The sequence below is a fragment of the Hydrogenophaga sp. IBVHS2 genome, from assembly GCF_002127215.1.
GTDB lineage: Bacteria > Pseudomonadota > Gammaproteobacteria > Burkholderiales > Burkholderiaceae_C > Hydrogenophaga.
The window spans coordinates 154347-166700 of sequence record NZ_NFUT01000004.1; the positions used below are offsets into that span (position 1 = coordinate 154347).

Annotated in this window: 13 protein-coding genes; 4 read left to right on the top strand and 9 right to left on the bottom strand. The window is 69.7% G+C overall.

What is annotated here, in order from left to right; translation table 11 throughout:
• Positions 1-62 precede the first annotated feature (62 nt).
• From CAP38_RS11470 to trpE, 7 genes are read right to left on the bottom strand one after another with little or no spacing between them, the layout of a single operon-like run.
• Positions 63-773 (bottom strand): uracil-DNA glycosylase, encoded by a 711-nt coding sequence (locus CAP38_RS11470; RefSeq protein ID WP_373271415.1) that lies wholly within the window; start codon positions 771-773, stop codon positions 63-65.
• Positions 773-1573, bottom strand: coding sequence for an indole-3-glycerol phosphate synthase TrpC (gene trpC / locus CAP38_RS11475; protein WP_086121542.1), 801 nt, complete (start codon positions 1571-1573; stop codon positions 773-775). Before trpC ends, CAP38_RS11470 begins: the two co-directional genes overlap by 1 nt.
• An 11-nt stretch (positions 1574-1584) precedes the next feature.
• A complete protein-coding gene (gene trpD / locus CAP38_RS11480) occupies positions 1585-2625 on the bottom strand; it encodes an anthranilate phosphoribosyltransferase (RefSeq protein ID WP_086121543.1) in 1041 nt (346 codons plus the stop codon).
• 24 nt (positions 2626-2649) lie between these two features.
• Positions 2650-3288: a LysE family translocator gene (locus CAP38_RS11485; protein WP_086121544.1), complete on the bottom strand. Its 639-nt coding sequence runs from the start codon at positions 3286-3288 to the stop codon at positions 2650-2652.
• Positions 3289-3299: 11 nt separating this feature from the next.
• Positions 3300-4379 carry a low-specificity L-threonine aldolase gene (gene ltaE / locus CAP38_RS11490; RefSeq protein ID WP_086121545.1) on the bottom strand — a complete coding sequence of 360 codons (1080 nt, stop codon included), beginning with the start codon at positions 4377-4379 and terminating at the stop codon, positions 3300-3302.
• Complete coding sequence (locus CAP38_RS11495; RefSeq protein ID WP_086121546.1) at positions 4376-4957, bottom strand: aminodeoxychorismate/anthranilate synthase component II; 582 nt, start codon at positions 4955-4957, stop codon at positions 4376-4378. The genes ltaE and CAP38_RS11495 overlap by 4 nt, the downstream gene beginning before the upstream one ends.
• A gap of 8 nt (positions 4958-4965) precedes the next feature.
• A complete protein-coding gene (gene trpE / locus CAP38_RS11500) occupies positions 4966-6465 on the bottom strand; it encodes an anthranilate synthase component I (protein WP_086121547.1) in 1500 nt (499 codons plus the stop codon).
• 346 nt (positions 6466-6811) lie between these two features.
• Between trpE and CAP38_RS11505 the strand changes: the two genes are divergently transcribed.
• Entirely contained in the window at positions 6812-7435 is a 624-nt protein-coding gene (locus tag CAP38_RS11505) for a chalcone isomerase family protein (RefSeq protein ID WP_086121548.1), read from the top strand.
• Here the strand turns inward: CAP38_RS11505 and CAP38_RS11510 are convergent.
• Positions 7412-8071, bottom strand: coding sequence for a phosphoglycolate phosphatase (locus CAP38_RS11510; protein WP_256924436.1), 660 nt, complete (start codon positions 8069-8071; stop codon positions 7412-7414). The two genes, CAP38_RS11505 and CAP38_RS11510, sit on opposite strands and share 24 nt — an antisense overlap.
• Positions 8072-8103: 32 nt before the next feature.
• The gene (rpe, locus tag CAP38_RS11515) at positions 8104-8787 is read right to left on the bottom strand and encodes a ribulose-phosphate 3-epimerase (protein ID WP_086121716.1); all 684 of its coding nucleotides are present in this window, start codon (positions 8785-8787) and stop codon (positions 8104-8106) included.
• Between the two features lie 95 nt (positions 8788-8882).
• Here rpe and apaG point away from each other — a divergent pair, with 95 nt between their 5' ends.
• Genes apaG through thiL form a run of 3 tightly spaced genes read left to right on the top strand, consistent with a single transcriptional unit; the run spans position 8883 to position 12354 of the window.
• Positions 8883-9284, top strand: coding sequence for a Co2+/Mg2+ efflux protein ApaG (apaG, locus tag CAP38_RS11520; protein ID WP_086121717.1), 402 nt, complete (start codon positions 8883-8885; stop codon positions 9282-9284).
• Positions 9285-9341: 57 nt separating this feature from the next.
• The gene (locus CAP38_RS11525; RefSeq protein ID WP_086121549.1) at positions 9342-11351 is read left to right on the top strand and encodes a site-specific recombinase; all 2010 of its coding nucleotides are present in this window, start codon (positions 9342-9344) and stop codon (positions 11349-11351) included.
• Complete coding sequence (gene thiL / locus CAP38_RS11530) at positions 11326-12354, top strand: thiamine-phosphate kinase (RefSeq protein ID WP_256924437.1); 1029 nt, start codon at positions 11326-11328, stop codon at positions 12352-12354. Before CAP38_RS11525 ends, thiL begins: the two co-directional genes overlap by 26 nt.

A 12354-nucleotide genomic window follows, 5' to 3' on the forward strand; every position in this document is an offset into this window, starting at 1 on the left:
GCCTTTGATTATGCCACGGTTTTTTGACGCCGTGCAGCCCCCGTGAACATCCCGGGGTCAAGTCACCAGGCGATGGGGGGGCGACCCTGCGCCAGCAGCCAGCGGTTGGCTGCCGAGAAGTGCCCGCAACCCAGAAACGGCACCGGGGGACGACGCGCCGACAGTGGCGAGGGATGGTTGGCCTCCAGCACAGCATGCCGGGCCGTGTCGATCAGGCCGCGCTTTTTCTGCGCATGGGCGCCCCACAGCAGAAAGGCCTTGGCCGGGCCGGTCTGGCTGCAGTGGCGGATGAGCGCATCGGTGAACACCTCCCAGCCTCGGCAGGCGTGGCTGGCCGGTTGGCCATCTTCCACGGTGAGGCAGGTGTTGAGCAGCAGCACGCCCTGCCCGGCCCAGCGGACCAGCGACCCGTTGGCGGGCGGCGCCGATCCGGCATCGCGCTGCAGTTCCTGAAAGATGTTGCGCAGGCTGGGCGGCGGTTTGACACCCGGGGCCACGGAGAAGGCCAGACCCTCGGCCTGACCCGGCCCGTGGTACGGGTCCTGTCCCAGGATGACCACCCTCACCTGCTCGGGCGGTGTCAGCGCGAGGGCGCGCAGGGGATGCGGCGGATAGACCACGGCACCGGCCTGCAGCCGGTCGGTGAGGTGGCTGACCAGCGACCGCCCCTCGGCCGAACGGACGAAAGCATCCCGCAGCGGTGCCCAGCCCGGGTCGACCGGCCAGTGCGCCAGATCGGCATCGATGAGCCGGTCGTGGAACACGGGGCCGATCAGGCGAACAGCTCGGCCAGCGCCAGGCCGGGCTCCGGAGCCCGCATGAAGGCCTCGCCCACCAGGAAGGCGTGCACATCGGCGTCGCGCATGGTCTGCACGTCAGTGCGCGAGAGGATGCCGGATTCGGTGATCAGCAGCCGGTCGGCCGGCACGTCGGCCTTCATCGACAGCGTGGTCTGCAGCGAGACCTCGAAGCTGCGCAGGTTGCGGTTGTTGATGCCCACCAGCGGCGTCCTGAGCTTCAGCGCCCGTTCCAGCTCGGGCCGGTCGTGCACCTCGACCAGCACCGCCATGTGCAGGCTGCGGGCGATGGCCTCCAGATCGGCCATCTGCGCATCGTCCAGGCAGGCCGCGATCAGCAGGATGGCATCCGCACCCATGGCGCGGGCCTCGAACACCTGGTAGGCATCCACCATGAAGTCCTTGCGCAGCACCGGCAGGTCGCAGCTGGCGCGGGCCTGCTTGAGGTAATCCGAACTGCCCTGGAAAAACTGCCGATCGGTCAGCACCGACAGACAGGCCGCACCCAGCGTGCCGTCGCCTTCGGCATAGCTCTGCGCGATATCGGCCGGGATGAAGTCCTCGCGCAGCACGCCCTTGCTGGGGCTGGCCTTCTTGATCTCGGCGATCACGGCCGGCTGGCCGCGCGCGATGCGCTGGCGCAGCGCGCCTTCGAAGTCGCGGGTGAGCACGCGGCTCTCGGCATCGGCACGCACCAGTTCCAGCGGCTTCTTCCTGCGGGCGGCGGCGATCTCTTCGTGCTTGACCGCCACGATGCGGTTGAGGATGTCGCTCATGTCAGGTCCTCTCAGGCGGCAAAGGCCTTGAGTTGTTCGAGCTTGGCCAGGGCGGCGCCGCTGTCCAGGGTCTGGCGGGCCAGCGCGATGCCGGCCTTCATGTCGGGCGCCACGTTGGCGGCGTACAGCGCCACGCCGGCGTTGAGACAGACGATGTCGGTGGCGGCCTTCAGGGCCGGGTCGGGCCGGCGTTCCAGCACGCCCAGGAGCATGCCGCGCGAAGCCTCGGGCGTGTCCACCCGCAGCGCGCGGTTGCTGGCCATGGTCAGGCCGAAGTCCTCGGGATGGATCTCGTACTCGCTGATCTCGCCGTGGCGCAGCTCGCCCACCAGCGTGGCCGCCCCCAGCGACACCTCGTCCATGCCGTCACGGCCATACACCACCACCGCATGCTCGGCGCCCAGGCGCTGCAAGGCACGCACCTGGATGCCGACCAGATCGGGATGGAACACGCCCATGAGGATGTTGGGCGCACCGGCCGGGTTGGTCAGCGGCCCCAGGATGTTGAAGATGGTCTTGATGCCCAGTTCCTTGCGCACCGGGGCCACGTTCTTCATGGCGGGGTGGTGGTTGGGCGCGAACATGAAGCCCACCCCGACCTGCTCGATGCAGCGCGCGATGGCCTCGGGGCTCATGTTGATGTTCGCACCCAGGCTCTCCAGCACGTCGGCGCTGCCGCTCTTGCTGGAAACGCTGCGTCCGCCGTGCTTGCTCACGCGGGCGCCGGCCGCCGCCGCCACGAACATGCTGCAGGTGCTGATGTTGAAGGTGTGCGAGCCGTCGCCGCCAGTGCCCACGATGTCCACCAGGTGCGTCTTGTCGGCCACGTTGACCTTGGTCGAGAACTCGCGCATCACCTGCGCGGCCGCCGTGATCTCGCCGATGGTTTCCTTCTTGACGCGCAGGCCGGTGATGAGGGCAGCCATCATGACCGGCGACATCTCGCCGCCCATGATCATGCGCATGAGGTGGAGCATCTCGTCGTGGAAGATCTCGCGGTGCTCGATGGTGCGCTGCAGGGCTTCCTGCGGCGTGATCTTGTGGCTGTGCATGGGGCGGTCTCCGGAGGGGGTCTGTTATGAGGCAGGGGAATCAGTCAGGGCCAGGCGCACGCCGAAGCCGATGAACAGCACGCCGCTGGCACGGTCCATCACGCGCATGGCACGGCGCACCCCGTCCATGCGGCGCGCGGCCCAGGCCGCCAGCCAGGCGTAGCCCAGCGTGACCGGCAGCGCATTGACGCTGAACAGCAGGCCCAGGGCCAGGAAGGCCAGCGTCTTGTCGGCGGCATCGGGGGCGATGAACTGCGGCAGGAAGGCCAGGAAGAACAGCGCCACTTTGGGATTGAGCACATTGGTGAGGAATCCGCGCCAGAACACGCGGCTCAGCGGCACCGAATCGGCAGACGCGTCCGGGCTCCACTGTCCGGGCGCCGAACGCAGCAGACGCCAGCCCATCCACACCAGGTAGCCCGCACCGATCACCTTGACCACGGTGAAGGCAGTGGCAGACGCCGCCAGCAGCGCGCCCAGCCCCACGGTGGCCACCGCCACGTGCACGAAGCAGCCGGCGAAGATGCCCAGCGCCGCCACCATGCCGGCGCGCGCACCCTGGCGCAGCGAGGTGCTGACGATGAGCAGCACGTCCGGGCCGGGCGTGAGGTTGAGCAGCCAGCCGGCCACGATGAACAACAGCAGCTGCGGCAGGTCGGGCATGGGAACCGCTTTCAGTAGACCGCCGGGGCGCTGGCAGCCGCCCCGGATGACGCCGGAACGGCGGCGTCGAAGAATCGACGCACGCTGGCGATGGCCCGGTCGATGCCGTCGGCGCCCACATCGAGGTGGGTCACGAAGCGCAGGCCGATCAGGCCGGTGGCCAGCACGCCGTCGCGGGCCAGATGGGCCAGCAGGTCGGGGCCGCGGCCACCGTCCACATCGACGAACACGATGTTGGTCTGGGCCGAACGCACCCGCAGTCCCTCGATGCCCTGCAGGCCCTGGGCCAGGCGTTGCGCCAGGGCATGGTCGTCGGCCAGGCGCTGCACATGGTGGTCCAGCGCATGGCGGGCGGCTGCCGCCAGCAGGCCAGACTGGCGCAGACCGCCACCGACCATCTTGCGCCAGCGGCGGGCGCGGTCGATGAGCTCGCGCGATCCGCACAGGGCCGAGCCCACCGGCGCACCCAGGCCCTTGCTGAAGCAGACCGACACGCTGTCGAAGCGGTCGACGATACGGCGCAGCGCAGCGCTCACGTCACCGCCGGGGCCGGCATCCGAGACCGCCGCGTTGAAGACGCGCGCGCCGTCCAGGTGGGTGGCCAGCCCGTGCTGACGCGCCAGATCGGTGGCCTGCTGCAGGTAGTCCTGCGGCATGGGATGGCCGTTCCAGGTGTTCTCCAGGCACAGCAACCGGGTGCGGGCGAAGTGCGGATCGTCGGGCTTGATGGCGGCGGCGATGTCGGCCAGCTGCATGCGACCCTGCGCGTCCTGCACCAGCGGCTGCGGCTGGATGCTGCCCAGCACCGCCGCACCGCCGCCCTCGTAGCGGTAGGTGTGGGCGTTCTGGCCGACGATGTATTCGTCGCCCCGGCCGCAGTGGGCCATGATGCCGCACAGGTTGCTCTGGGTGCCGCTGGCCATGAACAGCGCGGCTTCCTTGCCGGTGAGCGCGGCCAGCTGTTCCTGCAGCGCATTGACGGTGGGGTCGTCGCCGAAGACATCGTCGCCCAGGGGCGCGGTCATCATGGCTTCGCGCATGGCCGGCGTGGGCTGGGTGACGGTGTCGCTGCGCAGATCGACCGTCTTCATGCCTGCTCCAGGAAGTTCTTGAGCATGGCGTGGCCGTGCTCGGTCAGGATGCTTTCGGGGTGGAACTGCACGCCCTGGATGGGCAGGGTCTTGTGGCGCACGCCCATGATCTCGCCGTCGTCGGTCCAGGCGGTCACTTCCAGCTCGGCCGGGCAGTCGCTGCGGCGGATGGCCAGCGAGTGGTAGCGGTTGACGGTGAAGCGCGCCGGCAGGTTCGCGAACACGCCCTGCTGGGTGGTGGTGATCTCGCTGGTCTTGCCGTGCATGAGTTCCTGCGCGCGCACGATGGTGCCGCCGAACGCCGCACCGATGCTCTGGTGGCCCAGGCACACGCCCAGGATGGGCAGGCGGCCGGCAAAGTGGCGGATGGCGGGCACCGAAATGCCGGCCTCGGCCGGGGAGCACGGGCCGGGCGAGATCACCAGCCGGTCCATGCGGCCGGCGTCCAGCCGGGCCTGAAGCTCGTCCACCGTGACCTCGTCGTTGCGTACCACGGTCACCTCGGCGCCGAGTTCGCCCAGGTACTGGACGATGTTGAAGGTGAACGAGTCGTAGTTGTCCACCATGAGGACTTGCATTCGGGCGCTCATTCCAGTCCCTCCTCCACCAGTTCGGCAGCGCGCAGCAGGGCGCGCGCCTTGTGTTCGGTCTCGCGCCATTCCATCTCGGGCACCGAGTCGGCCACCACGCCGGCGGCCGCCTGCACATGCAGCGTCTGGTCCTTGATGACGGCGGTGCGGATGGCAATAGCCACATCCATGTCGCCCGCATAGCTGAGGTAGCCGCAGGCGCCGCCGTAGATGCCGCGCTTGACCGGCTCGAGCTGGTCGATCAGTTCCATGGCGTGCACCTTGGGTGCGCCGGTCAGGGTGCCGGCCGGAAAGGTGGCCTTGAGCACGTCCATGTTGGTCATGCCATCGTTGAGGATGCCCTCGACGTTGCTCACGATGTGCATCACGTGGCTGTATCGCTCCACCACGAAGGCCTCGGTCACCTTCACGCTGCCCACCTTGGCGATGCGCCCGATGTCGTTGCGCGCCAGGTCGATCAGCATCACATGCTCGGCGCGTTCCTTGGGATCGGCCAGCAGCTCGGCTTCGGTGGCCTTGTCCTTCTCGGGCGTGGCGCCGCGCGGGCGGGTGCCGGCCAGCGGCCGGATGGTGACCTTCTCGCCCTCGTCGGTGTGCTCCTGGCGCACCAGGATTTCGGGCGAAGCCCCCACCACATGGAAGTCGCCGAAGTGGTAGTAGTACATGTACGGCGACGGGTTGAGCGAGCGCAGCGCGCGATAGAGCGACAACGGGCTCTCGGTGTAACGCTTGCTGATGCGCTGGCCCACCTGCACCTGCATGAAGTCGCCGGCGGCGATCAGGTCCTTGGCACGGTCCACCGCGGCCAGGTAGTCGGCCTTGGCGAAGCTGCGCTCGGCAGGATGCCCCTGGCTGGCCTTGACCACCGGGGCGGCCACCGAGTACTTCAGCGCCTCCTTCAGGTCGCGCAGGCGCTTCTTGGCGCCGGCGTAGGCCTCGGGCTGCGCCGGGTCGGCATAGACGATGAGGTAGAGCTTGCCCGAGAGATTGTCGATGACCGCCAGCTCCTCGCACTGCAGCAGCAGGATGTCGGGCGTGCCCAGGGTGTCGGGCGGGCAGGTCGCTTCGAGCTTCCTCTCGATGTAGCGCACCGCGTCGTAACCGAAGTAGCCGGCCAGGCCGCCGCAGAAGCGCGGCAACCCGGGGCGCAGCGCGACCTTGAAGCGCTGCTGGTAGGCGGCAATGAAATCCAGCGGATTGCCGTGGTTCGTCTCCACCACCACACCATCGCGCACCACCTCGGTCCGCGCCTGGTCACCGAAACCGCTGGCGCGCAGCAGGGTGCGGGCCGGCAGGCCGATGAAGCTGTAGCGGCCGAAGCGTTCGCCGCCCACCACCGACTCCAGCAGGAAGCTGTGGGCACCGTCGCCCCGGCCATGGGCCAGCTTGAGGTAGAGGGAGAGCGGGGTTTCGAGGTCGGCAAACGCCTCGACCATCAAGGGGATGCGGTTGTAGCCCTGCTGGGCCAGGCTCTTGAATTCGAGTTCGGTGATCATGTCGGGTTCTTCTGCGGCACCGCCGCAGCGGTCGGTGGCGGGCGGTGCGGTGATCCGGGAAATCCGGCCCAGGGCCGGGGCGGCGGATGCCGGGCCGGTGGCCGGGGCATCCCGCGAGAGGGGGAAGGGCGTTCAGGCTGGCTTGCGCCAGGGCCAGGCTCCCCGGCCGGGGCGGCGCGGCAGCTCGCTGCAGAGGAACTTGAAGGCGCTGGACATGATCGGCGCACTATATCAAACGCCATTCCGGCGTCTGCTCGGGCCATGCTTTTGTCTTAAGGCGCAACCCGGTGCCGCAGGGCGGCGGCGACAGAGACAATTGAAAAAGCACAACCGTTCGATTTTCGCCATGAAACTGTCCGACCTGCGCCGGCTGGCGCGCCCCCTCATCGCCCTCGGGCTGGCCTCCGCCCTGGCGGGCGCCCAGGCCGCCACCATCGACCTGGCGGGCGTGAAGCTGGAAGACCGCATCACGCTGTCCGGCTCGCCGCTGCTGCTCAATGGCGCGGGCATCCGCTACAAGGCGGTGTTCCAGGTCTACACCGCCGGGCTGTACCTGGAGCGCAAGGCCACCACGCCGGACGAGGTGCTCAGCGCCCCCGGACCCAAGCGCATGACCATCACCATGCTGCGCGACATCGACTCGGGCGAACTCGGCAAGCTGTTCTCGCGCGGCATGGAAGACAACATGGAGCGCGCCGCCTTCTCGCGCCTGATCCCCGGCGTTCTGCGCATGAGCGAGGTGTTCAGCAGGCACAAGAAGCTGGTGGCCGGCGACACCTTCCACATCGACTGGATTCCCGGCACCGGCACGGTGCTGACCATCAAGGGCCAGGTGGAGGGCGAGCCGTTCAAGGAACCGGAGTTCCACCAGGCGCTCATGCGGATCTGGCTGGGCCCCAAGCCGGCCGACAACCTGCTCAAGGACGCGCTGCTGGGCCAGCAGAAGTCAGGCCAGCAGCGCCGCAACTGAGGCCAGCGAGTCCACCAGCGCATCGTGCGGTGCGCTGGCGATGGGTTCGCCATGGTTGTAGCCGTAGGTCACCAGCACCACCGGGCAACCGGCCGCGCGGGCGGCCAGCGCATCGTTCTGCGAATCGCCCACCATGAGGGTGGCCGCGGGCCGTGTGCCCAGGGCCTCACAGGTCTTGATCAGGGGCAGCGGGTCGGGCTTGACCCGCTCGAAGCTGTCGCCACCGAACACCTGGGCAAAGTAGCGGTCCAGACCCTTGGCCTGCAACAGGTCACGGGCGAAGGCCAGCGGCTTGTTGGTCAGGCAGGCCAGGGGCAGCCCCCTATCCCGCAACGCCCGCAGGCCGTCTTCCACGCCAGGGTAGACCGCGCTGTGCGCGCCATTGATGGCACGGTAGTGCGCCTGGTAGCGCGCCCAGGCGCCGTCCTGCAGGGCAGCCGCGCCGGCCTCGTCCAGCCCGCCGTGGCGCAGGGCCGAACGGATGAGGTGGGCCGAGCCCTTGCCCACCATGCGCTCGATGTCGGCGCGGGTGACGCCGGGACGGCCCAGGTCGCTCAGGGTGGCATTGAGGGCGACATCGAAGTCGCCCAGGGTGTCGACCATGGTGCCATCGAGATCGATGATGACGGCCCCCACGCTCCACCGCTGCGCGGGTCGCTGCCCCCCGCTCACGCCAGCGCCGCCCGCATCTGGTCGATCACGGCCTTGTAGTCCGGCTTGCCGAAGATGGCGCTGCCGGCCACGAAGGTGTCGGCGCCGGCATCGGCCACGCGGCGGATGTTGTCGGGCTTGATGCCGCCGTCCACCTCCAGGCGGATGTCGCGGCCGGTGGCCTCGATGCGGCGGCGGGCCTGCTCGATCTTGCGCAGCGCCGAGTCGATGAAGCTCTGGCCGCCGAAACCGGGGTTGACGCTCATGATCAGGATGAGGTCGATGTCGTCGATCAGCCAGTCCAGCACGTCCAGCGGCGTGGCCGGGTTGAAGGTGAGACCGGCCTTGCAGCCCCGGGCCTTGATGGCCTGCACGCTGCGGTGCGGGTGGGCGCTGGCTTCGGGGTGGAAGCTGACCAGGTCGGCGCCGGCCTCGATGAAGGCGCCGGCCAGGGCATCGACCGGCTGGATCATGAGGTGCACGTCGATGGGCACCGGCGTGCCATCGGGTTTCTTCGCGTGCGGCTTGAGCGCCTGGCACACCATGGGGCCGAAGGTGAGGTTGGGCACGTAATGGTTGTCCATCACGTCGAAATGGATCCAGTCGGCGCCGGCGGCCACCACGTGGCGCACCTCCTCGCCCAGGCGGGCAAAGTCGGCGGACAGGATGGACGGGGCAATTCGGTAGGTGGGGGCGGACATGGACATTTCCTGATGGATGACCGGCCTTCGGGCCGGAAAAGGCGCATTTTCGCAGGGCTTACGGGGACTTGCGGTGGCGCGTTAACATGCCGGCCATGCCCAAATACCTGTTCACCGTCGAGGCCGAGCCGCAGTACCTGAGCGAGCAGTCGGCGCCCGAGGAAGACCAGTACGCGTTCGCCTACACCATCACCATCACCAACACCGGCGAGGTGCCGGCGCAGCTGATCGCGCGCCACTGGATCATCGACGATGCACGCGGCCACACCGAGCAGGTCAAGGGCCTGGGCGTGGTGGGGCACCAGCCGCTGCTGCGGCCGGGCGAATCGTTCCAGTACACCAGCGGCACGCGGCTGGCCACGCCCACCGGCAGCATGCGGGGCAGCTTCCTGTGTGTGGCCGAAGACGGTGAACGTTTCGAGGCCCCGGTGCCCGAGTTCGCGCTGCGCGCCGACGGCGCCGGCCCCGGCGAAGTCCCTGCGCGCGTGCTGCACTGAGCAGCGTTCATCTGCGCTGGCGGCCTGCGCAACCCCCTTCCGACCGCCCCTGACCGCATGACCCCTCAGACCCTGCTCGAGACCCTCGACGCCGAAGCGCCGCTGGCGCAACGCCATCTCTGGCTCATGGACACGCTGCGCTGGGTGCGTGGCGATGCATCCGACGTGATCGGCGCGGTGGCGCGCCTGCGTGCCCTGGTGGATGCACTGGACGCCGACCCTGCCCTGCGCCAGCGCTGGAGGGCCTGGTGGCGCGTGTTCCACGAGACGGTCGACATCACGCCGCTGCTGGCCGACCATGGCTTCGCACCGCGCACCGCCTTCCTCAGCGAGTTCGGCCACCGGGTGCGGCGCAAGCTGCTGCCCGGCACGCCCGAGACCACCGACCTGGCCGAGCTGTTCAACCTGCTGCTGCCCACCCCGTTCGATGTGCAGTGGATCAAGGCGCTCGATTCCGCCACCCTGCAGCGCATGCAGGACGTGCTGCTGGAGTCCTACGACAGCGCGCGCTGGACCGCCGAGCTGATGGACGCCCTGACCTATTGCGTGAGCCAGGTCAGCGCCACCGGCTTCGCCTCGGAGGTGCGGGTGCGCATGTCGCCGCAGGCCCAACGCGAGCGGGCCTTCCATGCCCTGCCGGCCACGCTGGAGGCACTGCGGCAGGCGGTGCGGCAGCATGGGCCGCGCAGCGCCGAGGCGGTGCAGGCGGCCGAGGAACTCAATCGCCAGCTCGACGCCTGCCGCCATGCGGCCTACACCGTGTATGCCCACCTGGAAGACCACGGCGTGTCGGTCGGCATCGTGTTCCGGCTGCGCCAGCTGCGCGAGCGCATCGTGCGCATCAAGGTGCTGCTGGACTGCCTGCAGAGCGACAAGCCCGGCCGGGCCACCGCCGCGCTCCTGGCCGACCTGGTGCAGGTGGGGCTGGACAGCCGCAGCATCCGCGCCCTGATCGCCGCCAGCTCCCACCTCACCGCCGCCAAGGTGGCCGAACGCAGCGCCGAGAGCGGCGAGCACTACATCACCCGCAACCGGGCCGAGTACCGCGACATGCTGGGCAAGGCGGCCGGGGGTGGCGCGGTGCTGGGGTTCACCACCTGGATCAAGTTCAGCCTGTACGGCCTCACGCTCTCGGCCTTCTGGGCAGGCTTTGCCGCCGGCCTGAACTACGCGGCGTCGTTCGTGCTGATCATGCTGCTGCACTTCACCGTGGCCACCAAGCAGCCCGCGGTGACGGCCCCGGCCATGGTGGCCAAGCTGCGCGACATCAAGGCCACCGGCGCGGTGCGCCGCTTCGTCGACGAGGTGGCGAACCTGTTCCGCTCGCAGGTGGCCGCCATCCTGGGCAACATCGGCCTGGTGATCCCGGTGGTGCTGCTGATCAGCGCGCTGCTGCACTTCAGCACCGGCACCGCCATGATCGATGCGGACAAGGCCGAACACACGCTGCACGGGCTGGGCATCCTGGGCCCCACGCTGTTCTTTGCGGCCTTCACTGGCGTGCTGCTGTTCGCCTCCAGCATCGTGGCCGGCTGGGTGGAAAACTGGTTCGTGCTGCACAAGCTCGATTCGGCCATGGCCCACAACCCGCGCTTCACCCGGGTGCTGGGGCGCGAGCGGGCTGGCCGCTGGGCCGGCTTCATGCGGCGCAACATCTCGGGGCTGACGGCCAACATCTCGCTGGGCTTCATGCTGGGCCTCACACCGGCCTTCGCCCAGTTCTTCGGTCTGGGGCTGGACGTACGCCACGTCACGCTGTCGGCCGGGCAGATCACGGCGGCCGGCTTCGCGCTGGGGCTGGACGTCCTGACCGAGCCGGCCTTCTGGTCGGCCGTGGCGGCGGTGGTCCTGGTCGGTCCGATCAACCTCACGGTCAGCTTCTACCTGGCCTTCCAGCTCGCCCTGCGTTCGCAGAACGTCAGCCAGGTCAACCGGGCGCTGATCCGCGCGGCGCTGTGGCGGCGCCTGCGGGTGGCCCCGATGAGCTTCCTGGTGCCGCCGGCCAACCCGCCCGAGGATGACGAGCCCGCCGACCCGGCCGATGCCCCACGCCAGCCGCATGGGTGAATTCGAGCTGATCCGGCGCCACTTCCAGCGCGCAGCGCCGGCCGGCAGTGCCGTGGTGCTGGGCGTGGGCGACGACTGCGCCCTGCTGCAGCCCCCGCCGGGCGAGCTGCTGGCCATCTCCAGCGACATGCTGGTCGAGGGGCGGCACTTCGTGGCCGGCACCGATCCGCAGGCCCTGGGCCACAAGGCGCTGGCGGTGAACCTGAGCGACCTGGCGGCCATGGGCGCGTGCCCGCTGGGCTTCACGCTGGCGCTCTCGCTGCCGGCGGTGGACGACGCCTGGCTGGCCGCCTTCTCCGCCGGCCTGCTGGCCCTGGCGCAGCAGCACGCCTGCCCGCTGGTGGGCGGCGACACCACCGCCGGGCCGTTGAACCTGTGCATCACCGTGTTCGGCAGCGTGGCCCCGGGCCGGGCGCTGCGGCGCGATGCCGCGCAGGCCGGCGACGACCTCTGGCTCTCCGGCCGCACCGGTGAAGCCCGGCTGGCGCTGGAGCGGCAGTTCGGCAGGCCCTGGGCCACCGCGCTGGCGCTGTCCGGTGCCGAGGATGCCGACCTGCAGACCCGGCTGCACCGGCCCGAACCCCGCCTGGCGCTGGGCCGCGCGCTGGCCGGCGTGGCACGCGCCGCGCTCGATGTGAGCGACGGCCTGACGGGCGATCTGGGCCATGTGCTTGCCGCCAGCCGCGTGGGCGCCTGCATCGACGAAGCGATGCTGCCGATGGCACCGCCCCTGGCCCGCCTTCATGCCGACCACCGCCGCGAATGCCTGCTGCACGGTGGCGACGACTACGAACTGCTGTTCACCGCCGACCCGACCCGCCGCGCCGAGGTGGAGGCCGCGGCCCGGAGCAGCGGGACGCCGGTCACCCGCATCGGCCGCCTGGAGGCCGCGCCCGGCCTGCGCCTGCAGACCACCGACGGCCGGCTGCAGGACTGGCCGCTGCGTGGCTTCGACCATTTCGGCGCCGGGCCGTCGGACCCCGGTGCTGCCGCCTCCGGATAA

What these genes read in the sequence shown, in the direction of transcription:
- trpC (WP_086121542.1), bottom strand. Translation starts at nt 1,573, where the DNA reads ATGAGCGACATCCTCAACCGCATCGTGGCGGTCAAGCACGAAGAGATC.
- trpD (WP_086121543.1), bottom strand. Translation starts at nt 2,625, where the DNA reads ATGCACAGCCACAAGATCACGCCGCAGGAAGCCCTGCAGCGCACCATC.
- CAP38_RS11485 (WP_086121544.1), bottom strand. Translation starts at nt 3,288, where the DNA reads ATGCCCGACCTGCCGCAGCTGCTGTTGTTCATCGTGGCCGGCTGGCTG.
- ltaE (WP_086121545.1), bottom strand. Translation starts at nt 4,379, where the DNA reads ATGAAGACGGTCGATCTGCGCAGCGACACCGTCACCCAGCCCACGCCG.
- CAP38_RS11495 (WP_086121546.1), bottom strand. Translation starts at nt 4,957, where the DNA reads ATGCAAGTCCTCATGGTGGACAACTACGACTCGTTCACCTTCAACATC.
- trpE (WP_086121547.1), bottom strand. Translation starts at nt 6,465, where the DNA reads ATGATCACCGAACTCGAATTCAAGAGCCTGGCCCAGCAGGGCTACAAC.
- CAP38_RS11505 (WP_086121548.1), top strand. Translation starts at nt 6,812, where the DNA reads ATGAAACTGTCCGACCTGCGCCGGCTGGCGCGCCCCCTCATCGCCCTC.
- rpe (WP_086121716.1), bottom strand. Translation starts at nt 8,787, where the DNA reads ATGTCCGCCCCCACCTACCGAATTGCCCCGTCCATCCTGTCCGCCGAC.
- apaG (WP_086121717.1), top strand. Translation starts at nt 8,883, where the DNA reads ATGCCCAAATACCTGTTCACCGTCGAGGCCGAGCCGCAGTACCTGAGC.
- CAP38_RS11525 (WP_086121549.1), top strand. Translation starts at nt 9,342, where the DNA reads ATGACCCCTCAGACCCTGCTCGAGACCCTCGACGCCGAAGCGCCGCTG.
- thiL (WP_256924437.1), top strand. Translation starts at nt 11,326, where the DNA reads ATGCCCCACGCCAGCCGCATGGGTGAATTCGAGCTGATCCGGCGCCAC.